Annotated in this window: 33 protein-coding genes; 23 read left to right on the top strand and 10 right to left on the bottom strand. The window is 42.3% G+C overall.

Annotated elements, in window-relative coordinates:
• The 3 genes from IQ31_RS07550 to IQ31_RS07560 all read right to left on the bottom strand — a co-directional run bounded on the left by IQ31_RS07550 (position 1) and on the right by IQ31_RS07560 (position 2,753).
• Positions 1 to 1,038, bottom strand: coding sequence for a FecR family protein (locus tag IQ31_RS07550; RefSeq protein WP_075991637.1), 1,038 nt, complete (start codon positions 1,036 to 1,038; stop codon positions 1 to 3).
• Between the two features lie 66 nt (positions 1,039 to 1,104).
• Positions 1,105 to 1,557, bottom strand: coding sequence for an RNA polymerase sigma factor (locus IQ31_RS07555; RefSeq protein WP_158638816.1), 453 nt, complete (start codon positions 1,555 to 1,557; stop codon positions 1,105 to 1,107).
• A 515-nt stretch (positions 1,558 to 2,072) separates the two neighbouring features.
• Entirely contained in the window at positions 2,073 to 2,753 is a 681-nt protein-coding gene (locus IQ31_RS07560) for a LexA family transcriptional regulator (RefSeq protein ID WP_145327602.1), read from the bottom strand.
• A 101-nt stretch (positions 2,754 to 2,854) separates the two neighbouring features.
• Here IQ31_RS07560 and IQ31_RS07565 point away from each other — a divergent pair, with 101 nt between their 5' ends.
• The 22 genes from IQ31_RS07565 (at position 2,855) to IQ31_RS07670 (ending at position 15,211) form a co-directional block, all read left to right on the top strand.
• Positions 2,855 to 3,061 (top strand): hypothetical protein, encoded by a 207-nt coding sequence (locus tag IQ31_RS07565; protein ID WP_145327603.1) that lies wholly within the window; start codon positions 2,855 to 2,857, stop codon positions 3,059 to 3,061.
• 89 nt (positions 3,062 to 3,150) lie between these two features.
• The gene (locus IQ31_RS07570; protein WP_208734156.1) at positions 3,151 to 5,145 is read left to right on the top strand and encodes a hypothetical protein; all 1,995 of its coding nucleotides are present in this window, start codon (positions 3,151 to 3,153) and stop codon (positions 5,143 to 5,145) included.
• Positions 5,146 to 5,153: 8 nt separating this feature from the next.
• Entirely contained in the window at positions 5,154 to 6,029 is an 876-nt protein-coding gene (locus tag IQ31_RS07575; protein ID WP_145327604.1) for an AAA family ATPase, read from the top strand.
• Positions 6,030 to 6,671, top strand: coding sequence for a P-loop NTPase family protein (locus IQ31_RS07580; RefSeq protein WP_145327605.1), 642 nt, complete (start codon positions 6,030 to 6,032; stop codon positions 6,669 to 6,671).
• A 13-nt stretch (positions 6,672 to 6,684) separates the two neighbouring features.
• On the top strand, positions 6,685 to 6,849 hold the full coding sequence (locus tag IQ31_RS27280) for a hypothetical protein (RefSeq protein ID WP_158638819.1): 165 nt from the start codon (positions 6,685 to 6,687) through the stop codon (positions 6,847 to 6,849).
• Between the two features lies 1 nt (position 6,850).
• Positions 6,851 to 7,324: a hypothetical protein gene (locus IQ31_RS07585; protein ID WP_145327606.1), complete on the top strand. Its 474-nt coding sequence runs from the start codon at positions 6,851 to 6,853 to the stop codon at positions 7,322 to 7,324.
• On the top strand, positions 7,321 to 7,632 hold the full coding sequence (locus IQ31_RS07590; RefSeq protein WP_145327607.1) for a hypothetical protein: 312 nt from the start codon (positions 7,321 to 7,323) through the stop codon (positions 7,630 to 7,632). Before IQ31_RS07585 ends, IQ31_RS07590 begins: the two co-directional genes overlap by 4 nt.
• A 2-nt stretch (positions 7,633 to 7,634) precedes the next feature.
• The gene (locus IQ31_RS07595) at positions 7,635 to 8,153 is read left to right on the top strand and encodes a hypothetical protein (protein WP_145327608.1); all 519 of its coding nucleotides are present in this window, start codon (positions 7,635 to 7,637) and stop codon (positions 8,151 to 8,153) included.
• Positions 8,143 to 8,352, top strand: coding sequence for a hypothetical protein (locus IQ31_RS07600; RefSeq protein ID WP_145327609.1), 210 nt, complete (start codon positions 8,143 to 8,145; stop codon positions 8,350 to 8,352). The genes IQ31_RS07595 and IQ31_RS07600 overlap by 11 nt, the downstream gene beginning before the upstream one ends.
• Complete coding sequence (locus tag IQ31_RS07605) at positions 8,349 to 8,999, top strand: DUF3164 family protein (RefSeq protein ID WP_145327610.1); 651 nt, start codon at positions 8,349 to 8,351, stop codon at positions 8,997 to 8,999. The genes IQ31_RS07600 and IQ31_RS07605 overlap by 4 nt, the downstream gene beginning before the upstream one ends.
• A gap of 225 nt (positions 9,000 to 9,224) precedes the next feature.
• On the top strand, positions 9,225 to 9,467 hold the full coding sequence (locus IQ31_RS07615) for a hypothetical protein (protein ID WP_145327612.1): 243 nt from the start codon (positions 9,225 to 9,227) through the stop codon (positions 9,465 to 9,467).
• Between the two features lie 95 nt (positions 9,468 to 9,562).
• Positions 9,563 to 9,793 (top strand): hypothetical protein, encoded by a 231-nt coding sequence (locus tag IQ31_RS07620; protein WP_145327613.1) that lies wholly within the window; start codon positions 9,563 to 9,565, stop codon positions 9,791 to 9,793.
• Positions 9,793 to 10,008, top strand: coding sequence for a hypothetical protein (locus tag IQ31_RS07625; RefSeq protein ID WP_145327614.1), 216 nt, complete (start codon positions 9,793 to 9,795; stop codon positions 10,006 to 10,008). The genes IQ31_RS07620 and IQ31_RS07625 overlap by 1 nt, the downstream gene beginning before the upstream one ends.
• Before the next feature lie 2 nt (positions 10,009 to 10,010).
• Complete coding sequence (locus IQ31_RS07630; protein ID WP_145327615.1) at positions 10,011 to 10,364, top strand: hypothetical protein; 354 nt, start codon at positions 10,011 to 10,013, stop codon at positions 10,362 to 10,364.
• Between the two features lie 2 nt (positions 10,365 to 10,366).
• A complete protein-coding gene (locus IQ31_RS07635) occupies positions 10,367 to 10,837 on the top strand; it encodes a hypothetical protein (RefSeq protein ID WP_145327616.1) in 471 nt (156 codons plus the stop codon).
• A gap of 214 nt (positions 10,838 to 11,051) precedes the next feature.
• The gene (locus IQ31_RS07640) at positions 11,052 to 12,005 is read left to right on the top strand and encodes a reverse transcriptase domain-containing protein (RefSeq protein WP_145327617.1); all 954 of its coding nucleotides are present in this window, start codon (positions 11,052 to 11,054) and stop codon (positions 12,003 to 12,005) included.
• On the top strand, positions 11,992 to 12,294 hold the full coding sequence (locus tag IQ31_RS07645; RefSeq protein WP_145327618.1) for a hypothetical protein: 303 nt from the start codon (positions 11,992 to 11,994) through the stop codon (positions 12,292 to 12,294). Before IQ31_RS07640 ends, IQ31_RS07645 begins: the two co-directional genes overlap by 14 nt.
• A gap of 27 nt (positions 12,295 to 12,321) precedes the next feature.
• The gene (locus IQ31_RS07650; RefSeq protein WP_145327619.1) at positions 12,322 to 13,368 is read left to right on the top strand and encodes a nucleoid-associated protein; all 1,047 of its coding nucleotides are present in this window, start codon (positions 12,322 to 12,324) and stop codon (positions 13,366 to 13,368) included.
• Complete coding sequence (locus tag IQ31_RS07655; RefSeq protein WP_145327620.1) at positions 13,358 to 13,771, top strand: hypothetical protein; 414 nt, start codon at positions 13,358 to 13,360, stop codon at positions 13,769 to 13,771. Before IQ31_RS07650 ends, IQ31_RS07655 begins: the two co-directional genes overlap by 11 nt.
• A complete protein-coding gene (locus tag IQ31_RS07660; protein ID WP_145327621.1) occupies positions 13,768 to 14,358 on the top strand; it encodes a hypothetical protein in 591 nt (196 codons plus the stop codon). Before IQ31_RS07655 ends, IQ31_RS07660 begins: the two co-directional genes overlap by 4 nt.
• A 42-nt stretch (positions 14,359 to 14,400) precedes the next feature.
• Positions 14,401 to 14,892 (top strand): hypothetical protein, encoded by a 492-nt coding sequence (locus tag IQ31_RS07665; protein WP_145327622.1) that lies wholly within the window; start codon positions 14,401 to 14,403, stop codon positions 14,890 to 14,892.
• An 85-nt stretch (positions 14,893 to 14,977) separates the two neighbouring features.
• On the top strand, positions 14,978 to 15,211 hold the full coding sequence (locus tag IQ31_RS07670; RefSeq protein WP_145327623.1) for a hypothetical protein: 234 nt from the start codon (positions 14,978 to 14,980) through the stop codon (positions 15,209 to 15,211).
• Here the strand turns inward: IQ31_RS07670 and IQ31_RS07675 are convergent.
• Complete coding sequence (locus IQ31_RS07675) at positions 15,208 to 15,660, bottom strand: hypothetical protein (protein ID WP_145327624.1); 453 nt, start codon at positions 15,658 to 15,660, stop codon at positions 15,208 to 15,210. The two genes, IQ31_RS07670 and IQ31_RS07675, sit on opposite strands and share 4 nt — an antisense overlap.
• Positions 15,657 to 16,202 carry a phage virion morphogenesis family protein gene (locus tag IQ31_RS07680; protein WP_145327625.1) on the bottom strand — a complete coding sequence of 182 codons (546 nt, stop codon included), beginning with the start codon at positions 16,200 to 16,202 and terminating at the stop codon, positions 15,657 to 15,659. Before IQ31_RS07680 ends, IQ31_RS07675 begins: the two co-directional genes overlap by 4 nt.
• Positions 16,203 to 16,231: 29 nt before the next feature.
• Between IQ31_RS07680 and IQ31_RS07685 the strand changes: the two genes are divergently transcribed.
• Complete coding sequence (locus IQ31_RS07685; protein WP_145327626.1) at positions 16,232 to 16,414, top strand: hypothetical protein; 183 nt, start codon at positions 16,232 to 16,234, stop codon at positions 16,412 to 16,414.
• Here the strand turns inward: IQ31_RS07685 and IQ31_RS07690 are convergent.
• The 5 genes from IQ31_RS07690 to IQ31_RS07710 are packed head-to-tail and all read right to left on the bottom strand — an operon-like array spanning position 16,401 to position 21,704.
• Positions 16,401 to 17,945, bottom strand: coding sequence for a phage minor head protein (locus IQ31_RS07690; RefSeq protein WP_208734158.1), 1,545 nt, complete (start codon positions 17,943 to 17,945; stop codon positions 16,401 to 16,403). The genes IQ31_RS07685 and IQ31_RS07690 overlap by 14 nt on opposite strands.
• A 35-nt stretch (positions 17,946 to 17,980) precedes the next feature.
• Entirely contained in the window at positions 17,981 to 19,162 is a 1,182-nt protein-coding gene (locus IQ31_RS07695) for a phage portal protein family protein (protein ID WP_145327628.1), read from the bottom strand.
• Between the two features lie 3 nt (positions 19,163 to 19,165).
• The gene (locus tag IQ31_RS07700) at positions 19,166 to 19,621 is read right to left on the bottom strand and encodes a phage protein Gp36 family protein (protein WP_145327629.1); all 456 of its coding nucleotides are present in this window, start codon (positions 19,619 to 19,621) and stop codon (positions 19,166 to 19,168) included.
• 2 nt (positions 19,622 to 19,623) lie between these two features.
• On the bottom strand, positions 19,624 to 21,156 hold the full coding sequence (locus tag IQ31_RS07705) for a hypothetical protein (protein WP_145327630.1): 1,533 nt from the start codon (positions 21,154 to 21,156) through the stop codon (positions 19,624 to 19,626).
• Positions 21,156 to 21,704 (bottom strand): helix-turn-helix domain-containing protein, encoded by a 549-nt coding sequence (locus IQ31_RS07710; RefSeq protein ID WP_145327631.1) that lies wholly within the window; start codon positions 21,702 to 21,704, stop codon positions 21,156 to 21,158. The genes IQ31_RS07705 and IQ31_RS07710 overlap by 1 nt, the downstream gene beginning before the upstream one ends.
• Positions 21,705 to 21,847 lie beyond the last annotated feature (143 nt).

Consider the following 21,847-nt stretch of genomic DNA (forward strand, 5'->3'; position numbering starts at 1 on the left):
CTATTTTTTAGGTTTGAGTATATATGTATTATGTTGTTTTTCAAGAATAAACGGATTCACCTCAACAATCAACTGCAGAATAGACGCCGCAAGATCCGTTTTGTCTTTCAGATCCATTGTTGGATTCTTGCTAAACCGCCCCTTTATCCGATAGTTTTTCACGATTAATGAATCATAGGATATAGGTACATCAAGCTCATGATTGATATATTGAATAATATCAGATACAGCGGTTTCTTCCAATTGGAGCCAATTGGCGCTCTGGTGAATTGTTGCCGGATTGCGGTACTGTTTTTCCGTCGCGGAAAGCATAAGCTGGGCTGGTAGACTTTCCCTCGCGCTCATTTTTGGCGTACCTCTGAAATTTGAAACAAGCATCTTGTTCGCCCCGCCAAAATAAATCTGTTGGCCAGGTTTCAAAATATTTGTCTCTACTACGGACGGTTCTATAGATTCAACGCGAACTTTCCCCTCAAATAATCGGATCAAAACATGTTCAACTGCCGCATTATAATCCACAATGAATTCTGTTCCCAGCGCTGTGGTCATCAACGTGCCGCTTTCGACGATGAAAGGTTTTGAAGGATCCTTTGCTACTTTAAAATTGACTCTTCCACTGAATAGTTTAACCCGCCGAAAATCAAGATCCGGTTTTATACCTAGCTGAATCAGTGCACCGGGTTCCAAGGTTAAAATTGAATTGTCTGCTGCAATAATTTCTTTAGGCTGAGCAGAAGGGTTGTAGTAAATTTCATGAATGAAGCTTGCTGTTTGTATAGGTTTATCGGTTGATGTGCTCAAAAGATTGGATAAAACGAACAGGAAACCAAACAGAACAAATACAGTAATAATTCTCAACAGGCTATCGCCACCACGTTTTGACTTATTTTCCTGATTGATATAGGATACCCAATCATCTTCCGAAATGAGATCGTCCAATAATGTCGGATCGTCATTCAGCCAGGTGAACACAAGTTTCGCTTCCTCAGCAGAACATTCATTCGCCAGGAATTTATTTAATAAGGATTTGCGATTCATAACAGTTTCTATCCTTTTAGCGGGATAGGTATATAACTGTTATACGAATAGTGATGGGCTTGTCCCCTAAGACAACTTAAAAAATTTTTTAATAAATTTCAGGCCAATGCTAACGTGGTTTTCTACAGTCTTCGGGGAGATGGACAATTTGACGGCAATTTCTTTATAACTCAATTCTTCAATTTTATGAAGATAAAACACCTGTTGCCGCATAAAAGGCATTTGTGTAATCAGCTCTTTTACGTATTCTAACTCTCCTTTATAGGCAATTTGTCGTTCAAGATCTTCATATTGGGTCAGTACAAATGGTTTCTCAAACGCTACATATTTTCTATTCAATGCACGCCGGCGCAATTCATCAATCAATTTTGTGCGCGCAATCTGGAAGAGCTGGGTACTGAATTGGATTTGCTGATTCGCATTATTTTTACGTTCCCAAACAATTAAAAAAGTCTGTTGGATATAGGGGGTAAAACAAAACGTTATTAAATCAAAAACGGCAAAAACGGTTAAAATCATTGTTAATGATATAACAAACGGCGTTTTCCCACAAACGCCGCGCATAGCGCGAAAAAAACAAAGTGTTATAAGCCTACCATAGTCTACCATTTTAATACCATTGTATTAAAAGTTTGATACCATAGTGATCCCATAAGTACCATTCGTAAATTAAAATGTCTTTAAACGGCCTGATACCCGATTAAATGTGATTTTTATTTGTAAAAGCTATGATATGCAACTGTAGGAACTGCTATTGTTTGATTGTTATTTAAACATTAGAAAAAATGGCGTATTGTTATGTTTGTTTAAGTAAGATACTAGTTTAGATACATGTTTAGGTACATGAAAGCACTTGTTTTATTGACGTGAGTATGATAGTAGTTTTACATAAAAACGTGTGTTTTGCCTGTAAATTTAATTGAATTGACATGTGGTTTAGTAATGTCATCCTGTTGATTTTTTATAAAACACTGATTATAAGTGGCTAAATGGATAATATTGATAGATTTTTGAATTGAGAATACATTTTGTTCTTATTCTAAGCTAATACAGCCAATAACCATAGCTATGTTTTGTATATCACTTAACGGGACCTCAAAGTCGATATACTCCTTATTATCAGATCGACAAATAACATGATCAGGATTTTTACTTGGAAGAAGTCTCTTAATCATAGCTCCCTGGCTTTTACTATCAATTATATATACTTTATTCCATTGAATAAATAAAAGTTCTCTAACAAATCTACATGCTACGATATCGCCCGATCTATACTTTGGGTACATAGAAGATCCACGAACGTACATTAAAAAATCAACTCCTTTGCCTTCAAACAATGGGATATTATAGCGCTCCTCAATCGCTTCAAAGTCTACTGCATAGCCATTATTAAGTGCTGCACCGGCAAAAGCTTCTACTGGAATTAATGGGAGACTATTGTCAGAAGCATGTGGTGTCATGCTCAAAACTTTATTTTTTTCCTCTTGATGCAACATTTGTCCTTCCCCTGTTTTTATCCAAACTTTGTTTATATTTTGATCTAAGCCAATCAATTTATCTATAAACTTATCTGATAATGGAACTTTACCATTAATTATTTGTGAAAAAGACGATTTAGTATAACCTAAAATATCAGAGAGTTCTTTGTCGTTATCTGCAACTTCATTAAAAATTAGCCATTTGCATACCTTTTTAACTCTACTTAGTTCAGTCATTTTTAAATAGTTAAGAATAAAATAACTTTTGTTTCGATTTTTACTTGTTTAAATCGAAACAATGTTTATATATTTGTTCTACAATAAGAACAGTTTGAACAATGAACAAAACTAGGAAAAATAAACACAACTACAATGATGCAGTCATCGAAGAGTTGAGGAGAAAATACGGGTTCCACAAGAACTATATCATCATGTCGGTGCGAGGTGACCGTGTCGGAACCTTTCCGACAAAAATAAAGGATGAATATCATCAATTGGATCGCGCTTCCAAAGCAGCAATCCAAAAGAAAATAAGCGAATTGTAAAACGGAAAGTTTGACAGCTATCAAGTTAGCAAAATTCCCGAAAGCGTAATCCGGTCATCGCCGCCGGGCGGGAACAGAAAAAAGTAAAGATGATGCAAACGAAAACGTATCAATACCATAAAAATGAGCTGTGTATACCTGCTAGTCTTCTATATGAGGACTGGGAGTTAATGAGCTATAGAAAATACTTGTATCAATGCGAAACCAGAAAATTAGTCCGAGTTCGTGAAGGTAAAGGTAAGGGTAATGAAGCTTTGGTAAGTTATCATGCTCTTCCAGAAGAATACAAAATGGCATGTAAAGAAAATTTAGGTGATTACAATGAGGTGGTGGTAGTCAATCTACTGGAGCCATACATTGTACCGGACACCAAAGCAATAGATTTCTTTGCAATGCATCGTTATCCAGATGGTAGAGAACTGGATGATAAAGCCAAAATAGAGCGTGCTACCAACTGCTGTATCTTAAATGCTATTAAAACTCTTTTAAAGGACCCTAAATATTCGAGCAGATCCATTAAAATGAGTAAAGCATGGGTGGAGATATCCAAAGCCGTTAATTCGTTGAATGAAGGCAAAAAGGAAAAGCGATGGAGCTATAATTTACCCAAGCATCCATCCCGTTTACAGGCCAGATACAACAAATATCAAAAAGAAGGTTATGCTTCTTTCATCCATGCAGGTGAGGGAAACGCAAATACGATCAAGATAAAGGGTGATGTAGCCGATTATATCATGGCCGTTTATTGCCTGCCGAACAGGTACAGCATCCCTGAACTGCTAAACTTTTATCGGGGTGAAATGGATGCGAAAGGATGGCCCAGCCTAAGTGAGGCCGCAGTGAAACTGTTTTTGAACAAGCCTGAAAACAAACGGATTTGGATAGAGCCGCGTCTGGGTAAAGATGCCTATGACAAGGAGTTCAAGCATACAATATCACGCAATCGGACCAGGTGGTTCCCAAATGTGTACTGGTCACTGGATGGTACCAAACTGGATCTGACATTTTTTGATCCTGACAGCTCGACAAAGATGAGCGCACATTTCCGTATTGACGTTGTATTTGACGTTTACAGCGAGACGATCATTGGCTGGAGCCTATCAGAGACAGAATCACATGTAGACCACTTCAAAGCGATAAAAATGGCCGTGCAGACTGCGGGATGCCGCCCGTACCTTCTAACCTATGATCAGCAATCCGGTCATAAAACAGCGAAGATGCAGGAACTCTATAGCAAAATCGTAGCAGATAGCGGTGGCACGCATTATCCGCACAGAGCCTACGGCCATGGAAATCCAGCGGATAAATTACACGGGATGTTACAGCAGGAAGTAACAACAAGACTGTACAATTCTGATGGTCAGGGTATAAAAACAAAAAGGGCGGATTCGCACGCCAATATGGACTATCTGGAGTCTATCAAGGAAAGCTTACCAACGAAAGATAAGGCACTCAGACAATGGGAAGCAATAGTACGTACATGGAATGAAGGTAAACATTCAACAAAACTTGTCAGCCGCAATACTCTTTACGCTGATCCGATGCCGATGAGCGAAGAGCTGAATTATGAAGATATCCTTAAATACATGTGGATTGAAGAGAGAAAACGCCCGATTACCTATCGTGCGCACGGCTTGGAGATCACGATCGACAAAAAGGATTATCTATTTGAGGTGTATGATGATGAGGGAAACATAGATCTTGAATTCCGTCGCAAATATGTCGGTGCAAAATTCATTGTCCGTTACGATCCTGACGGGCTTGACTCCTATATACAGTTGCTACAGACAAATCAACAGGGAGAGAAATTCCTTGTCGCCTATGCGCAGCCAAAACGTGAGTTTGATCCGGTACCGGTGACCATGGCAGAGGGTGAAAAGGCTTTGTGGCAAAAAGATTTTGAAGTGCGGGACAAAGAGCATGAGCGCGATCAGAAAGCGTATGAATCGCTCAAGAAACGTACAGGGATAACTCCAGAACGTATCGCCGCTGATCAGGAGCTCAATATTAAGATGCATGGCCGTTTGAATAAATCTATCAGCATAGATACAGACCGAAAGAAGACATTATTAACTGAAATATAAATTTAGCTATGACAAACGAATATAAAACATCCATCGCAACGGAGCTCTTCCGTTTAGCAGGATCTGGAAAGTCAAAAACAGACAAGTATAAATATTCACAGGTGGAACTTTCCGCACGTCTGGGGATCAGTAACGCGACGGTAAGCAAAATGATATCTGGACAATGGAATAATATTTCTGACGCCATGTGGCGCAAAGTACAGGCGACATTAAAGCTTGATATGGACTGGAATACCGGAGCAACGACCAACTACACCAACCTGATGGAACTATTGAAGGCAGCCCAAGAGCGGCATCTGACTTTAGGTATCAGCTTCAATGCCGGTGTGGGCAAGTCACATGCCTATGTAGATTACGAACGCTATAACAGAAATGTGATCCATATTGAGTGTGCCAATTTCTGGCGGACAAGATCATATATATCAAATCTGCTCAAAGCTTGTGGTATTGTCCCATCTGGAACCATGGAGGAAATGATCGAATGCTTTATTGATCATGTCATGGGGCTGGAAGATCCTATTATTATCATCGATCAGATGGATAAGCTTAAGGAGGGACCTTTTGACCTTTTCATGGACATGTATAACTACCTTTTCAGATGCTGCTCTTTTGTGGTCTCCGGTGTACCGGCACTTAAGAAACGTATCCTTAGAGGTGCCAAAAATGACAAGATCGGATATCGTGAGGTACTGTCCAGGCTTCACGGAAATTTTCTGCAACTGAATATACCTGATCATAGCGATGTGGAAGCGGTATGCAAGGCGAACGGTTTGGATGATGAAGATGAGATAGCACGTATCTATAATCTTAGTGAGGGGGATTTGCGGGTAGTACGTAAAGAGGTAGCCAAATATTTTCTATTGAACGGTAAGGAGGTCGCGTAAATGTCACAGGATATCAAGTTAGCACCGTTGTTCAGCTATGCTGATATCGAGAAAATCAAGTACAAGACGGTAAAGCTGGAGGGTGATTGGGCAAAACTCCTTGGTGAGGAGATTGAGCTCGCAGGGGTATGGATCATCTGGGGAGAATCAGCCAATGGTAAAACAAAACTTGTACTGGAGATGGCAAAGTATCTCTCTGGATTTGAGCCGGTGTATTTCAATTCCCTGGAGGAAAAAAAGAAAATGACTTTCCGCCGGGCGTTAAGACTGGCAAATGTCGGAGCTGTAGGAAACCGGATCCAGTTCCAGAGCGAATCCTTTGAACACATGAAATACCGTTTGCGTAGGGAGCGTAGCAGAAAAGTCGTTTTTATTGACAGTCTTCAATATCTGCGCATTACCAAAGCGCAATATTTTGAACTCATTGAAGCGTTTCCCGACAAGTTATTTGTCTTTACCTGCCACGCACAGGGTTTATGGCCAAAGGGTGACCTTGCCGACGATGTAAGGTATGATGCGGATGTGAAATTGCGTGTACGTCACTTTGTGGCCACTCCGGTGGAAGCCACACGGTATGGAGGAAGTGAACCAATGGTGATCTGGGAGGAAGGGATGCGAAAAGCACAAATGAAACTAACATAAAATTTTTGAATAGATGAAAAGACTGATTTACCTCTGCATGCTTCTGTCAGCACTGACATCGTGCAAAAAAGACGACGATTTACCTGTACCTCAAAAGGAGGAACTACCAAAGAAATGTGCGGGATGCTCTAAAGTTGACCGTGCCAAATTGATAACAGATACGATTAATCGGAAATAAGATGAAAACATTAACAGAAAATCACAAAGGTGTTAAACGTGTCAGTCTTATAGAGCAGACAAGGATACTTAACAGCTCCCAGATCAATGAAATATGCGATATCCTCGAATGGACCGAGATACAATACTGTGAGCATCAATTTGAACAGTATGAGCAGTTCTTGAAACGAGTCTTACACGGAAACGATGAAAGCTTTTTAAGTAAGGTCAGGCACGCTCCGCTCATGCGAGGCCTTTGGAACAATGAGTGGATCCAGCGGAACGAGGAATTTATATTGATTGCCAGATATCAGCTTTTTTCAGGGAAGGAAGTAGATCCATCGGGTGAAATTATTACTGTACCACCTCCCGACCACGCAACCTTTGCAAAGGTATACGATGATTACCATACGCTACATAACGGCAATCTACTGGCCGTAAACCATGAATTTATCGTCAGGTTTGAACATGTACTGGATTTAATCTTCAAGCTATGAAAATCAAGTTTAAAATCAGCGATAACCAACTTCGGGTTTGGATAGCGTGCCTTGAATTATGCTGGATGGAACCCAAACGGGATAGTCCGGCCATTGTAAGAATGGCCTATCATGGACTCTCCAACCTGTTCCACAAACTTAGATCAGAGGCACTGATCCAAAAATCTGAATACAGATTTAGTCTGGACAGTATGGAAGCCCTGGCGTTTGTTGCCCACATGCAGGGATATACAAACTATCTGGTCAATCCAACAGATGCTGCCATCATAAATGGAATAATAGGAATAATAGATCATAAAACAACTTAAAAATGGACAAAACAAAAAAAGAATCAATGGAGAATTTGAAAGAAGTATTTACTTCAATGGACAATTCAATAAGTAGACTCGTATTGGCAGAAGACGGTGAACAAGCACTGATCGGATTGGTGACCAAGGATCCAATTGCATTTGCAGCAATGCTGTCGATACAGATGAAAGAAAACCGAGGCCTTGCCGAAATCATTACCATGGCTTATGATGCATACAAATTTCCTCATACTGAAAGAGAGACCGAATCATCCGATTATATCGATCAGATTGACAGCTTGTATCGTACAATGCCCAGAGATGCAGTAGCATTCTCCATTGTCAGCCACGGGGGCCACACGGTAGCTCATCTTAATGGATCAGTTATCAAAGTCTCTGCAAAACTATGCGAATTTCAGGAGCATAACCCCAAAGCTATAAAAATATTGAACATCGCCGTTGAAGGTTTTAAAATGGCCGAAAAGACAGGGTTTTTGGATGAATTAAAGACTAAAGGAAAGGATGCAGGTAATGTCAACTAACAATAATTCAAATGGCGGTTCAATAGGCTTGTCGGGTTTACTGGCCATAGTGTTCATCGTATTGAAGCTGATCGGTAAGATCGATTGGTCTTGGTGGTGGGTACTGGCACCGATATGGTTTCCAGGAGCAATGTTAATAATTGGTTTTTTAATTTATTGTATCGTTCGTGAAATCCGAATCAAAAAATTAAGAAGATGACAGATATTTCAAAACTTTCAGCAGAGCAGCGCAAGGAGCTGATGGCTGAACTAGCTAAAGAGGCTAAGGCAGAGAAAGTAAAACGGGCAAAAGAAAAAAGGAAGTATGAAGCTAAGAAAGATGTTTCGATCGAGGAGCTGATGGATGAGGCTCGAGAGTTATCCCTTGCAAATGCACGTTTCAAAGCTAAAATGCATATCGTCATGGAAAACCACCAAGATTCCTTAAATAATTATGGCGGAATCCGGTCAAATAGTCGAGGGGGATTTACGTTAAATCATTCCCGAAATGATCTTCGTATCACCAGGCGCCGAGATACCGATCCATCATGGGACGAGCGAGCTAACAAGGCTGTAGAACTTATCAAAGAGTTCTTGTTATCTGAAGGTATAAAAAAAACAGCGGGGCGCGTGCATGGCATCTTAATGGATTATATAGCACGAAATGATGATGGTGACCTAGAGTATGCAAAAGTGATGAAGCTTTTACAACATGAGGATACCTTCCAGGATCCCCGTTGGGTAAAAGGTCTTGAACTGATCAAGGAAGCCTACAGTATCACCTTTAAGAAATTCGGTTATGAGTTCAAGGAGAAAAATGCAGCTGGTAAATGGGTTCGTTTAGAGATGAATTTTAGTAGTCTTTAGTATGAAAAGGATCTATTTCGAGGATAACGGTCAGGATTTCCTCTGGTGGGAAATAAATGAGTTAGGTATCGTGGTTGACTGTAGCCCCTTCCAAAGCGCCGTTTGGACTGGAAGTGAAGTTATAGCACCCGATTTTATTAAAGTAGGCGATCAGTTAGAATTTATAAGCAAGTATCGCGACGGGTTAAGAACACTTATTCATAAAGTAGAAAAAATAGTATCAAAATGAGCATATACAGCGATATATCAAATAGAATCGGATGGGACAAGGACACTAAGGTGTCCATCCCATCCATTGACGAGGCTAAAGAGCTTCACAATGATGTCATGGTAAATAAATCCATTGAAGCATACGAAAGCATTTTCCGTTATCATCGCTTTGCGCCACAGCCAGATGGAGGTGACGATGAGATCGCGATGCGATACATCCATGATGCCTTTTTGGAAGGAAGGAGTTTTTTTCAATGAGAGAGGAACTTTCAAACTGCATTCTGGTCATTGTGTTTTGCCTGGTCTGCATTGGTACAATTTATTACGTGCAAAAAAAACAACCGAAACAAAAAATGTTCAAGATAGAATTTGAAAAAAGCAAAGACGAATATGTTACCGTATGGGTTGGTGTAGATGGCCTGATAAAAAAGGCTGACAAGGATCCTGCCTACTGGTATGATCGCGTCGTGATAAACCCACATCTGTTGCAAATAGGTAGCCAGATGAAAGTCTATGGCTTATATACTGACGCAATAGAGCGAGAGTCCTATTTCGTATTGAAAATCGAAAAGGAGGAAATATAATGCAGTTGTACTTCACAGAGGATGAGATGGCCGAGTTCCTCCTTGCTCGGGGATATGTGATTATGATGGCTGTGGAGGAACTGGAAGTCAATACTTATCAAAATGTCTTCCTACAGGAGCAAAAAGAAGTTATCAAGGCTTTTAAAGGCAACTACTCCGATGATCTGCAAGAGGCTTTTAAAAGAGAATTAAAAACGAAAATCTTAACACAATAAAAATGGATTACAAACAAATCAACACATTCGAGAAAGCACTCGAATTCAAAGGCGAAACATTGGAACAGTTCAATGAGCGTACAAAAGGAATGGATATCGACACCATTGGCTATGAGAAGGTGAAAGCGATCGTATTCGCCCTAAACGGCGGTAAACATGTTAAACGTGGGTATTATCCTTGGTTTTACAATCCCACTGGTTCGTCCTCCTCGTTTTCGTACGACGATTCCGCTTACGACTACGACTTCGCGGGTGTCGGTGCCCGCCAGCTTTTGAAAACAAGTGAGCTGGCTAGATATGCCGGAAGGACATTCCCATTGGAGTACAGTCAGTACATTAACAATACAAACGATTAATCATGGAAAATCTAACAATCACGAAAGAAAACGCTATCAAAGCTTTTGACGGGGCTAACGATAAAGGTAAAAACCTTCTTAAAAATCTATTTGGCGAAAAGGTATTTGTCAAAAATATCATGGATCGCATCAAGACAGTGGAAGATGCACTGGTGTATAATGGTAAAACAGTAGCACAGTTTAACTGGGAGACCGAAAGGGATTCGGATGCACAAAAGGCGGATAAAGAGATAGAAGAGATTGCAATGGCTCTCCGTGAAGGTAAAACACTTGAAATGGGGCAAAAATGGTACTATCCATATTTTTATAAGCCCACTGGTTCGTCCTCCTCGTTTTCGGGCAACGGTTACCTTTACGCCGACGACTGCGCGTCTGTCGGTGCCCGCCGTTCTGTAGATACGCCGGAAAAGGCTATATACATGGGTAAACAGTTCGCTGCTATTTATACCAGGAGTTTAGCCCCAAGCAGATAAAAATTAAACAGGTCGTGTGCTGTACTGGTTCGTCCTCCTCGTTTTCGTACAACGATTACAATTACGACAACGACAACGCGAATGTCAGTGCCCACAATGCTAAAAATGATAATAACAGCACAGGCCTTACCCAAAAGGTAAAAAAATACTTATTCCTTGCAGGGCGTTGGTAGCTCAACCGGGCGAAGACGACCTTTTAAGCAAAGGCGCAACAATGAAAAGATTAGGCAACATATACGACCAATTATGCAGCATAGACAACCTTCTCCTTGCGGATAGCATCGCAAGGAAAGGAAAGTCTAAGCAAACAGGAATCATCGAATTTGATAAAAATTACGATCAGAATATCGCCGATATATATCGCGAGTTAGCAACAAATACTTACCAGACGTCCCCATATCGACACCGGACAATCTACGAACGAAAAGAACGTGAGATATCTATTTTACCTTATCGCGACCGTGTCGTGCAGCATGCTATTATGAATATCCTTGAACCGATGTTTGTGTCTGTTTTTACACGCGACACCTATAGCTGTATCAAAGGTCGTGGTGTGCATTTGGCTAGCAAAGTGCTACAGAAGTATATGAGCGATACTGAGGGTACGATGTACTGTCTAAAGTTAGATATTAAGAAATTTTATCCCAACGTCGATAATGGGATCCTAAAGTCCATGCTACGGAAAAAGATCAAGGACAGGGAAATGCTTCAGCTACTGGATGGGATCGTCGACAGTGCCCCTGGTCTTCCGATCGGTAATTACTTAAGCCAATATCTGTCCAACTTTTATCTGTCGTATTTTGATCACTGGATCAAAGAAGAGTGCAAGGTCAAGTATTATCTGCGCTATGCGGACGATATCGTCATCCTGCACCAGGATAAAAATTATCTACAAGGATTGTTTGACAGGATCCAACGATACCTATATGATAACCTCAAGCTTTCATTGAAGCCGAACCGCGGTCCATTTCCAACAAGTACAGGCATTGACTTTGGAGGCTATGTACACTATCCCACACATGTATTAATGCGAAAAACCATCAAGCAGGCTTTTGCCCGTGCGATAAAGGCGAACAAACCCAAGGAGAGTATCGCCAGTTATCTTGGCTGGGCAAAACACTGCAATTCCAAAAATTTAATCAAAAAACTCATACATGAAAAACTTTAGTGATTTGAATATTCAGATAGATCAGTTCAATGGAAAGAAAATAGAGATCGATGAGGTTGTCGGTCATACCATCGAGGTGCTGGACTTTAAGATCGAACCCTCCAAGTACCAGGACAAAGGTAACAGCAAGTGCCTGGTCTTACAGATCCGATATGACAACAGGGACAGGGTGATCTTTACCGGCTCCGTGATCCTCCAGCAGCAATGCCAAAAAGTTAGGGAGATGAACGGCTTTCCATTTAGAGCGACAATTGAAGCAATCAAACCACGCGGTTACAAGTTCATTTAAATTAATAACAACTTAAATAATACGATTATGTTAAATTTTATCGATAGCAAAATTAAAGCTGTTTCCGTCCATAGAGTCGGTAACAAAGCACAGGACGAATTTTATATATTGTCCGATCAATCCCTTGACCTTGATGAAGAAACAGAAGCCTATTTAATGCGGTTTTTTATTGATCCTTTCCATAAGGAGCCGCGCGTTTATAGATTGTCCGATATCAACAGTTCATTGGATCTGAATGAAGTTTATTATTACGCTTGTCGGATTTTTGACGGTAGGTATGAATTTTTGGAAGCCTCTAAGATTTTGGCACAACGATTATATGAGGTTTCCAATCATCCAAAAATCAAGGCTGGAGAATTTTATACAGTTAAATTTAACAATGTACTTTTTGAAGGTGAAGAAAGGGAAGCACTCGCTCTTTTCAAAGTAGATGATAACAAAGAGAGTTACCTAGATGCAAATCCAGAAAATGGCACATATAAGCTGAAAATTGTGAATGGCGTCGGTGTAGGGGATATTGACAAGGCTGTCATCATTTTAAATTGTGAAGCCGACAACGGATATAAGGTAATTCTAGCAGAGAATACCAAATCTTTTGACGATAGCTTTTGGCGGGACGAATTCCTTCAGGTGAAATTGCGCAACGATTCCAATTTCCAGACCGAGGCAACGATCAGAATTTTTAAAACTTTTGTTGACGGATTGGATGAAGTCTTTGAGGTTGAAAAAATGGACAAGATCGATCTGCTCAATAAAGCACAGGCATATTTTAAAAATAATGAGACGTTTTCTCAAGAAGAATTTGAAGAATCGGTCATTGGATCAGAACAAGCTATCGAGTTATTTAGAATATCCAAAGCGAATACTGAAGACCTACTGGATGCGAAGATTCCAGATGAATTCCCACTTTCCAATGCTATAATCAAAAAAAGCAAGGCAGGTTTTAAAAATATGATCAAGCTTGATAAAAATTTCCAGATCAGCGTGCATGGAAAACGTGAGCTGATCGAGAGAGGCTTTGATGAGGAAAAGGGTATGAATTACTACAAGGTGTATTTTGAAAATGAATCATAGGGATTACCGTAGGTTTTACGCCATGTGCAAGGCACTGGATAAAACAAAAGAAGAGGCCGTCTGTGAATTTACAGACGGCCGAACCGAAAGCTGCAGGGAACTTTCCGATGAGGAATTCGACCAGCTTTTTGCAAAAATTGTAACACTGCAGACAGCCGTTCAAAAAATCCCGGATGACTGGGAGCCTGCTCCTGGAGATGCGATGCGAAAAAAGATGTTCAGCATAGCCCGGGAAATGTACTTCCATAAATCAAATACTGAACTGAAAACAATCATTGACGATTTTTGCATAAAGCAAAAAAAGAAGCCATTGAACAGATTGGATGTGATCGAGCTCGGTCAGGTTCTTTCGATATTCGAAAAAAAAGTTAAACCGGATCATCTTAACGCATTGAAACGATGAAACAGGTGTATAAATTAACGTCCAAAAAGTTAGAAGGCTGTCTGTACGTCACCTTTGACCAGGGCTATTTAACAGCTATTGAAATAGCTATTAAAAGTCCTTTAAACGATGGACAGTTTAGAGGTTTAATGATCAATATCCCATATGCTGAGGAACAGATCGCCAGCAAAAGTAACCAGATCGGACTAACCTGTGAGAAGATTGTTGAAATGGCCACAAATAGAAAAGTGGCTATGTTCTGCCTGATGTACGAAAAATGCAATAGGATCAAATACAAAGCCTCGCGACAGGATGGCGGAAAGATCTCCAGTATAAAAATTACTGAAGAGATTTTAAAGCATTACTTTGAAAGCGAAAATTTCCTGTTCAAGGGCAAACATTCGATATCCAACCTAGTGCGTTACTATAATGAACTATTGCTGGAGATATCTAAAAAAGGTACCGTGGGTTTTCCAAACAGTTGGTCAAAGGATTATGCGGACAAATTGAGTCCAGCAGATCTATCAGAATATTGGAAACACCTCCGGGGCTTAGGGCTCAAGCCGAAAAAAGATAGGCTTGGAAATACAACAGATTGGATTAAATAACAGAAGAAAAATTTTATATTTGGGCTTAAATCTATTAAATCCATGAAAAGAATACTATTTGCTTTATTTATACTTTTCAGTTCCTGGAGCATAGTGGTCGCCCAAACTGAACCAGATATATCAAAGTATAACTTTTTTCCAAAAGAGGAGGCCCTGGAGTTCGCCAAACAATGCGCGGCATTATCGAAAACAAAATGGGTATTCTTAAAAGATAAGGAAATAACAAACCCTGATTATTATGTGGTAACGTTTGTTAATTCCTTGGATGAGACCGAAACCATGAAATTTAATTTTATCAAAAGATACCTAAACTCCAATGAGGACCTGGAGATTAAAGGGGATCCTAGTTATAGGTTTCAAGATGTATACGGTAAATATTTGGATTTATTTCCTATTTGGGAGCGATTTTTTAAACCAGGTGTTCCACTCGAAGCAACTATTGAAGAGCCAAAATTCCAAGTTATTAATTATGGTAATTCTAGATTTAGATTATTGAAAGATGGTAAAACTTGGTCAATAAGAAACTGGTCATAAAAAAGCCTGAACAATCGTTCAGGCTTTTTTTGTCAACAAACATTTGCTATATTTGTAGTTGTACAATATAGTTTTTATTTATAGTATGAATAACCGAATCGCTGGCGCCAATATCAATAAGCTTAAACGTTATCAGAACATACTTGAGCTATACAATAAATACAAAACTCCTGATGTGGCCACAACTGTTGTGTGGCGTAAATACATTTATCCGATCTATCCCATATCACGTACCACGCTTTATGCTGTTTTGAGCACACCTGTCAAAAGGGAACTTGAAAAGGCCGAGGCCAGTTATCAGACCAGGCTATTTGCCTAAACATTGTGTACGCCCATCGTGTACATGATCTGATATTCCTGAACCCCATCGTCACGGCGGATCCGCCGGAAAGCACTTCGCATTAATTTTCCCCCATTTTCTACCGGGCTGGTGCCATGGATCAGCTGATGTATCTCTTCAATGAGCGGATGCAGGGATCTGACATGATCCTTTTGCCTGATCGGAGCCAGTGCGCTTGTATTGGTCAAACGTAGATTGGCCACACGCAAAGTGATTGCCAGGTCTCCTTCCTGCCTGTTCTGTGGTTTGGCGGATCTATCCATCCCGATGTTGGAAAACTGACCGCCCGTAATATCGATCAGGCAGCAGGGCCACTGCACCGGAAAATTAGGGCTGTAGTCATCCAGCTGTCCCCAATCTTCATCCACATATTTGATATTGCTGTTTGTAGCGATAATATGCTGAATATTTGAAATAATGTCTTTCATCGTCTTCTTAAAATTTGCGTCATATAATTAAGGAAGTTTTCGGACTTGCTCGCCCATATTGTTTCAATTCGCCTGTTGACTTCCGGGTGGTTGCCGATGATCTGTCTTTTGGGGATCTTGATCATGTACCCTTCTTTCATCAGCGCAAGGTTTTTCCATTTTTCGGCTTCATTCGCTAACCTTATATTTCTGCGAGAGTTTATCAAAATACCCTTTTTTGTGGTCGTCATTGCTTCATTGGCCTTGTAATACATTGCCCAGAAATATTTTTTCATCTTCTGGGTGACGCGGATCTCACCGCCCTCATTGTGGATACTTGCATAGGGCAATGATGAGCTCCAGGTAATACGGTCGCCCATGATATCGTACTTGATGGAATTGCGCAAAGCTCCGGTACGTATCATCATGGATCCCTTGGAATTATACATCTTTACCGATGGCCAGCTATCGGTAAAAAAGGCCTTGCGTTCAAAGTTCTGGTCAAACTCATCATTGAGGTCAATGGCCACATCTCTAATAAACTCGGTAACAAAATTTTGCATCTGATCAATATTTTATATATTTGTCCAACATGAAAGAAGAATTAACCTCAAAAATGCACAGTGAATTTACTGTAACATCACAGACCGATGTTCTGCATAAGGTTATTGCGGCCGTTTCTACCATGAATAAACTTGGGTACTCTGAACAAAAAGCCGCTGAAATATATGGCATATCTGTTGATGATATCCGCTCATATCTTACTTCCCTTTAAGATAATTCTCAAAAATAGTCCGTTGCTCCTCATCCCGAAGATCAATTTTTCCATACCAGTCCGTACCCAATAACAGTTTTTTACCATAATCGGTATTTGCCACATCGTGCATATTGAAATTACCCCCGTTTGTCTTGTAGTAGTTATAGAGTCCATCAAAATGCTCAAAGTCCTTATCAGTCAATGTGCCATTCTTGAATAAACCACTTGCGCGCTCATACAGGGTTTCAACGTCGTGGCTCTTGTAAGCACTAAAGCCATATTTTCCCCAGGTATATCCTCCGATATTGATATTGGCATGTACCGAAATGGATTCGATACCCGCATTCTGGTACTGGGTATAAAGCGAGTTGAACAGTCTTTTTGAAATACCCGTACCCTGTAAATCCTCGTGGATCTTGAAATAATAATGCTCCACTGTTTTAAGGTCATCCTTGATAAATAGATCCCTATAGAGTGTAAACTTATTCCCGTTTGCTTCATACACCAACTGGATATGCCTGCTGCTTAGCTGGGTGATCTCCTTGTTCTTAAATGTCAGGCCATGATCATCTGCCAATGCCTGAATTTCATCGTCAAGCTCTTCAAAATTGAACCCGGCGAAATTCTTGTTAAAAAAATCTGTGGCCGGCTCATTCAGATCGATGGTAAATCCACGGCCTATAAGCCGCTCTCCAGATGCCTTGTCCAGGATAAACGGTTTTTCATTTCTGACCTCAATCTTATCGGCATCTTTAACCTTATTGTACGGGTGCTCCGGTGGCATAAGCTTGAGGGACAGCCCGGGGTTAAATTGGAATATAGCCATACGGTTGGTTCCATCTTTGGCGATCTGGGTGGTTGCCTCTTCGCCTTTTCTGATCGCATCCTCTTCATTGGACAACGGGTATTTACCCTTTAATACCTCAATTGCGCGGCACCTGCACCCCCAGCCATTGGGCGGCCACCATTTCAGCCAAAACGGGCTGCTCTTTGGCAGCGTGATCCGGTTGAGTTCGGCATGCTGCTTGCGCACATGCTCATCCCCGGCGGTACGGTATTGCACCTCATTGTCTTCCCCGATACGGCTCCACTGATCGGCCGAAAGCGCACTGTTTATCGCAAACTGATATTCGGCGTCCAGGTACTGCTCATTGTACTGGATATTGAGCCGGTCAAACTGATGCTTGAGCTGTGACAGTGGTTTAATATGTCCATTTTCATCCAGCAGATAGAGCGAGGCATCGAACAGTTCGGCATGTGCCTTGATCGTGCCAAAGTGAAACGCATCGGACTGCAAAGCCCTCCTGAGCTCTTCGGAGACCACATTGTCAGCGATGGCCATGTCAAATACATTTGCCGTCTCCCTGATCAGATCCTGATAGGGTTTTGCGCTCAGATCCTCTACCTTATAACCTCCCTGTTTGTGCAGGTATTTAAAGGCCTTTTCAGCGGCTTTTAAAACTGGTTTAAACAGGCTGTTCTGCTCTTCCTTTTTTGCCAGCCGGATCACCTTGCAGTCCGGGCACTCGCACTGGTATAAAAAGTTCAAACGGTGATGCAGCCCCGCAAAGTAGCTTTGGGGGCTTAGACGAAAAAACGGTCTGCGATGTTGAGCGCTGCCAGCGGATTTGCTTCCCTTTTTCCCTCCACTTCAATACCGAATTTTTCCTTGATCCATTCGGGCTTGATTTCGTAGTAAGGCATGGCCTCCTTTGTCCTGTCCCAGAGCTCGCCCAGGTTTTCGGCCTTGTCGTAGGTGAGCGAAGCACTTTCGGGCAATATGCCGATCCGTACCAGCGCCGGGATGATGGATGATTCCCAGTACATCTCGATCAATGACAGGTCACTTTCCACCAGGTCGCCCAGTACCTCCTGTGCGGATTCATCTTTTGACCGGTTGCCGTTGACGGTATCCTGACCGATGATGGCACCGGATATTACCATGGACATCTCATTGTTACAGAGCTGGATCAGGTTCTGGTAAACATCGCCGTTGGTGGATACACCTTTTGCAAACTCAAACTGTTCGGTGCTATCGATGATGAACCAGGCCGCTGCACCCATGTCGCGCATCATTTTTTCGGAACGGGCGACCATAGACTTGTCATGCGTGTTGGTCTTCATTACCCGTGGCGGAATACCATAGATCTCGCAGAGCTCTGCCCAGCAGCTCTGCGCAAATTTTTTGAAAAGCACATGCGGTACACAGCTATTGAGCAGTCCGAGGTCATCCGGTTCGCCGAACTCCAGGAACCAGGTGCCGTATTCCTTACGGTCACGGTAAAGGATGGTATTTGTGTCGTCCGTATAGTCTTTATAAAAAAGACCTTTGGACGGTACCATGTTGGTGCGTTTGATCGGCGTGACCACAAAGTTGCCATCTTTGTCAAATTCAAATTCAAAGGCCGAATAGCCAAAGAACAGGCTGAGCAGGATCTGCTTGTTGATGTCATTGATCCATTTCTTATTCTGCAAGTCTTTGGTCATATCGCTGTCGGGCTTATCACCGATGCTGATCGTAAAACTGGCCTTGAGGGATTTGGAGATCCGGTTGCCCAGCTGGGACAATAAAAGTGCATCGCTGCTGATCTCGTTGTACAGCAGCTGCAAGGGATAGGTCTTCGGATATTCGACATTGCGGAACATATCCAGTGAGCGGTTCCACTGCTGGATATCGATGCGTGTACGGTATACGCTCTTTGGCGCAATCGAATGGCTGATGCCGGGCGCACTATTTTTTTTGACTGAATTCTTATTTTTTGCCATGGCTTATTCGTAGTTGAATTTGGGACGTGATCCGAACGAAAAGGGCTTTAACTCGGTATCCTCCTCGCTGATCTCATTGGTGGGTAAATTTTTCAGGACGATATCGCCCCCTGCCAGTTTGGTCAGCCATGCCGTTGCCCGGTCATAGCGTTCTTTGGCCTGCTCATAGATGATATCGACATTGCACAGATCCACGATATACCATTTGGCAATTGTGATGCACTGCTGCACGATCAGGGCGTGGCGGTCTTCACCGGTAGCGGCAAAAATGGCATCGGTATCATAGATCAGGCGGCCGTCCTGATTTTCTTTCTGGTAGATATTTGCTTCCATGTAGCTCCGCGCTTCATCCTCTGCCGCCTGCATGGCCTGCATGACGATACCCTCATCACCCTCGGTGATCTGATCCAACTGGTAGTTGTAGATGTTATTCTTGAGATCTTCCCTTTGTAAAAACATAATCAATATTTTTGGTTGACACGTGCACCCGATACGTAGGTATTTCCAGATACCGATACACGAATTTTAATGATACTTACTCCGCCCTCGACAGCATCCGGTCCGTCCATGACCTTACAGTTTTCCTCTACGGCCAGCATCTGCTGTTCCATGCGTTCCATGTGAGGATTTGCCTTTTCTGCAATGTTGAAAATGAGGTCACCACGGCGGTCGATGGGTTCGAGGGTACCCTCTATCCGAAAGAACTTTTCAGGCTTTTTACGGGTATCCGGGGTGATGGGCAAAGTGTAGCCCACAGTCTGTTCCTGCTCGCGGATCAGCGGTGTGAATACCTGTTCGTAAAATGGATCCTGCAAGGAGTTATTCTCAATGTAGATCCGTTTTGGATCCACGCGTTCCCTGCCCAGATACATAAATGCCTCAAACAGGAAGTCGATAAACCTGGAATTGCGCATGGTATCCAGCCATACTTTGTAGATATAGAATTTGAAATCCTTGTAACCGATCACCACGACGGCTTTGGTGGATGATTTGCCCTTGTCCTTGTTGGAGGTTGCCGGATCTGCATAGACCAGTACATGCTCACAGCTGCGCAGCAGCGGACACTTGTCAAAGCGCACTTTTTTGAAGACGGTACCCTCATTTATCGGATTGTTGAAATACTCCTTTTGCGCTGAATTGTAGGAAATGGAAGCCAGCACCCTGTCGATAGCCTCCTCGCTGTTCTTGGATGGCCAGGTACTTTTTCCGTACTTGTCACGGATATTGACAATCTCCTGTTCATCGGCACGTTTGGCCAGTTCGGTCACGCAGCACAGTTTGGCGATGATATTGCCACAGACGATGACAAGCAGGTGGCCCGATATGGAACGTGTCGGGATCAGTGCCTCCTCGATCCACTTGACCTTTTTACGGATCCTTTCAGGATTGCGGCACTCCTCATCGGTATCGATATCATCAATCAGGATCACATCCGGCCGGACTTCATCCTTACGGGTACCCCGTGGGGACTGTCCGGCACCCAGTGCGCGGAATGCGGCACCGCCCATGGTCACAAATTCCCCGGTTTCCCACTGTCCGATGCTCTGCTGCTGGCCATAATCGTTAATGATACGCTGGTTGGTCTCAAAGGCCGCCTTATAGGGCAATAGCAGGCGGACGGCATTGTCATAGGTGGACGATACCATCAGTACATTGCGTTTCTTTTTGGTCAGTACCAGTTTGATCGTTTCCATCATGGTACGCCCTGACTTGGAAAGTTCGCGTGCCCAGGAGCGGATCAGGTATAGCTCCAGTCTGGTCATTACCTTTTTGGTGGACTTCTTATGGAAACCTGCCGGCTCGGAGGTGTAGAAATGCGGAAAGTAGTATTTGAACCAGGCTTCATCGTCGGCCTCCAGTTTCTTGATCCGGTTTGCTTTTTCGATAGCCGTCTCATTGAGGTCTATGGGTGTGGCCCGCAGGCTATTTTCCCGAAATACCTTCCATTCCTCAAGCAGCTGCTTTTCGGTCTTTTTTCTTTTTCTTTTTCCCATTATTTCAGCTGCTCATTGATAAGTGCGTCACAGTATTTGGTCAGCATGCCGGCAAACTCGACGTCCTGCTTGCGGACAAACTGGATCAGCTGCTTGGACACTTCGATATATTCGCCCAGCGAGGTCTCGGTCTCCAGCCTGTTGATGGATACGGTGATCTTGGAAATGATATCGGCTTCCTTGGAGGTCGGAAAGTTGCCGATCTTCACCGGATAGTCTTTTGCGTTGTAGGCTGGCCACTCCAGGAACTCATTGCCCTCCGCATCTTTCAGCTTGACCGGCTTGAGCAGATGGGACGGCACATCATGGATAATCGGGCGTGTCTTGATCTCCTCGTTCATGGTCTCCAGCTGGGCATAAAGAGCGTTGATCTGATTGTCCTTGGTCACCAGCAGTGACTGCCTCATCTTTTCCCAGCCGCCGTCTGTCACCCATTTGCCAATGGTCTTTTCCGTGCGTCCGGTCTTCTGTGCGATCTCCTTTCGGGTGAGCCCGTCCAGGAACAGGGACTTTGCCCATTCCTTGTCCTTTCCAATATCATTTGCCATACCTTTTTGAAGCAAAAATGGCCCTGAAAACTCTCCTTTTAAATTAGTTGTAAAGCGGCTGAACACTGTTGTATAGCCACTTTACACACCTGTTCAGAAACTGTACAACTATTTTTTTGCCCTAAAATCTCCCACCATATTTG

It is taken from the genome of Sphingobacterium siyangense (genome assembly GCF_007830445.1).
In the GTDB taxonomy this organism is placed as follows: Bacteria; Bacteroidota; Bacteroidia; order Sphingobacteriales; family Sphingobacteriaceae; genus Sphingobacterium; species Sphingobacterium siyangense.

What these genes read in the sequence shown, in the direction of transcription:
- IQ31_RS07670 (WP_145327623.1), top strand. Translation starts at nt 14,978, where the DNA reads ATGAATAACCGAATCGCTGGCGCCAATATCAATAAGCTTAAACGTTAT.
- IQ31_RS07675 (WP_145327624.1), bottom strand. Translation starts at nt 15,660, where the DNA reads ATGAAAGACATTATTTCAAATATTCAGCATATTATCGCTACAAACAGC.
- IQ31_RS07695 (WP_145327628.1), bottom strand. Translation starts at nt 19,162, where the DNA reads ATGGCAAAAAATAAGAATTCAGTCAAAAAAAATAGTGCGCCCGGCATC.
- IQ31_RS07685 (WP_145327626.1), top strand. Translation starts at nt 16,232, where the DNA reads ATGAAAGAAGAATTAACCTCAAAAATGCACAGTGAATTTACTGTAACA.
- IQ31_RS07595 (WP_145327608.1), top strand. Translation starts at nt 7,635, where the DNA reads ATGGACAAAACAAAAAAAGAATCAATGGAGAATTTGAAAGAAGTATTT.
- IQ31_RS07660 (WP_145327621.1), top strand. Translation starts at nt 13,768, where the DNA reads ATGAAACAGGTGTATAAATTAACGTCCAAAAAGTTAGAAGGCTGTCTG.
- IQ31_RS27280 (WP_158638819.1), top strand. Translation starts at nt 6,685, where the DNA reads ATGAAAAGACTGATTTACCTCTGCATGCTTCTGTCAGCACTGACATCG.
- IQ31_RS07665 (WP_145327622.1), top strand. Translation starts at nt 14,401, where the DNA reads ATGAAAAGAATACTATTTGCTTTATTTATACTTTTCAGTTCCTGGAGC.
- IQ31_RS07645 (WP_145327618.1), top strand. Translation starts at nt 11,992, where the DNA reads ATGAAAAACTTTAGTGATTTGAATATTCAGATAGATCAGTTCAATGGA.
- IQ31_RS07570 (WP_208734156.1), top strand. Translation starts at nt 3,151, where the DNA reads ATGATGCAAACGAAAACGTATCAATACCATAAAAATGAGCTGTGTATA.
- IQ31_RS07710 (WP_145327631.1), bottom strand. Translation starts at nt 21,704, where the DNA reads ATGGCAAATGATATTGGAAAGGACAAGGAATGGGCAAAGTCCCTGTTC.
- IQ31_RS07605 (WP_145327610.1), top strand. Translation starts at nt 8,349, where the DNA reads ATGACAGATATTTCAAAACTTTCAGCAGAGCAGCGCAAGGAGCTGATG.
- IQ31_RS07625 (WP_145327614.1), top strand. Translation starts at nt 9,793, where the DNA reads ATGCAGTTGTACTTCACAGAGGATGAGATGGCCGAGTTCCTCCTTGCT.
- IQ31_RS07575 (WP_145327604.1), top strand. Translation starts at nt 5,154, where the DNA reads ATGACAAACGAATATAAAACATCCATCGCAACGGAGCTCTTCCGTTTA.
- IQ31_RS07600 (WP_145327609.1), top strand. Translation starts at nt 8,143, where the DNA reads ATGTCAACTAACAATAATTCAAATGGCGGTTCAATAGGCTTGTCGGGT.
- IQ31_RS07550 (WP_075991637.1), bottom strand. Translation starts at nt 1,038, where the DNA reads ATGAATCGCAAATCCTTATTAAATAAATTCCTGGCGAATGAATGTTCT.
- IQ31_RS07640 (WP_145327617.1), top strand. Translation starts at nt 11,052, where the DNA reads ATGAAAAGATTAGGCAACATATACGACCAATTATGCAGCATAGACAAC.
- IQ31_RS07565 (WP_145327603.1), top strand. Translation starts at nt 2,855, where the DNA reads ATGAACAAAACTAGGAAAAATAAACACAACTACAATGATGCAGTCATC.
- IQ31_RS07555 (WP_158638816.1), bottom strand. Translation starts at nt 1,557, where the DNA reads ATGATTTTAACCGTTTTTGCCGTTTTTGATTTAATAACGTTTTGTTTT.
- IQ31_RS07580 (WP_145327605.1), top strand. Translation starts at nt 6,030, where the DNA reads ATGTCACAGGATATCAAGTTAGCACCGTTGTTCAGCTATGCTGATATC.
- IQ31_RS07630 (WP_145327615.1), top strand. Translation starts at nt 10,011, where the DNA reads ATGGATTACAAACAAATCAACACATTCGAGAAAGCACTCGAATTCAAA.
- IQ31_RS07700 (WP_145327629.1), bottom strand. Translation starts at nt 19,621, where the DNA reads ATGTTTTTACAAAGGGAAGATCTCAAGAATAACATCTACAACTACCAG.
- IQ31_RS07705 (WP_145327630.1), bottom strand. Translation starts at nt 21,156, where the DNA reads ATGGGAAAAAGAAAAAGAAAAAAGACCGAAAAGCAGCTGCTTGAGGAA.
- IQ31_RS07680 (WP_145327625.1), bottom strand. Translation starts at nt 16,202, where the DNA reads ATGCAAAATTTTGTTACCGAGTTTATTAGAGATGTGGCCATTGACCTC.
- IQ31_RS07655 (WP_145327620.1), top strand. Translation starts at nt 13,358, where the DNA reads ATGAATCATAGGGATTACCGTAGGTTTTACGCCATGTGCAAGGCACTG.
- IQ31_RS07585 (WP_145327606.1), top strand. Translation starts at nt 6,851, where the DNA reads ATGAAAACATTAACAGAAAATCACAAAGGTGTTAAACGTGTCAGTCTT.
- IQ31_RS07650 (WP_145327619.1), top strand. Translation starts at nt 12,322, where the DNA reads ATGTTAAATTTTATCGATAGCAAAATTAAAGCTGTTTCCGTCCATAGA.
- IQ31_RS07620 (WP_145327613.1), top strand. Translation starts at nt 9,563, where the DNA reads ATGTTCAAGATAGAATTTGAAAAAAGCAAAGACGAATATGTTACCGTA.
- IQ31_RS07560 (WP_145327602.1), bottom strand. Translation starts at nt 2,753, where the DNA reads ATGACTGAACTAAGTAGAGTTAAAAAGGTATGCAAATGGCTAATTTTT.
- IQ31_RS07615 (WP_145327612.1), top strand. Translation starts at nt 9,225, where the DNA reads ATGAGCATATACAGCGATATATCAAATAGAATCGGATGGGACAAGGAC.
- IQ31_RS07590 (WP_145327607.1), top strand. Translation starts at nt 7,321, where the DNA reads ATGAAAATCAAGTTTAAAATCAGCGATAACCAACTTCGGGTTTGGATA.
- IQ31_RS07635 (WP_145327616.1), top strand. Translation starts at nt 10,367, where the DNA reads ATGGAAAATCTAACAATCACGAAAGAAAACGCTATCAAAGCTTTTGAC.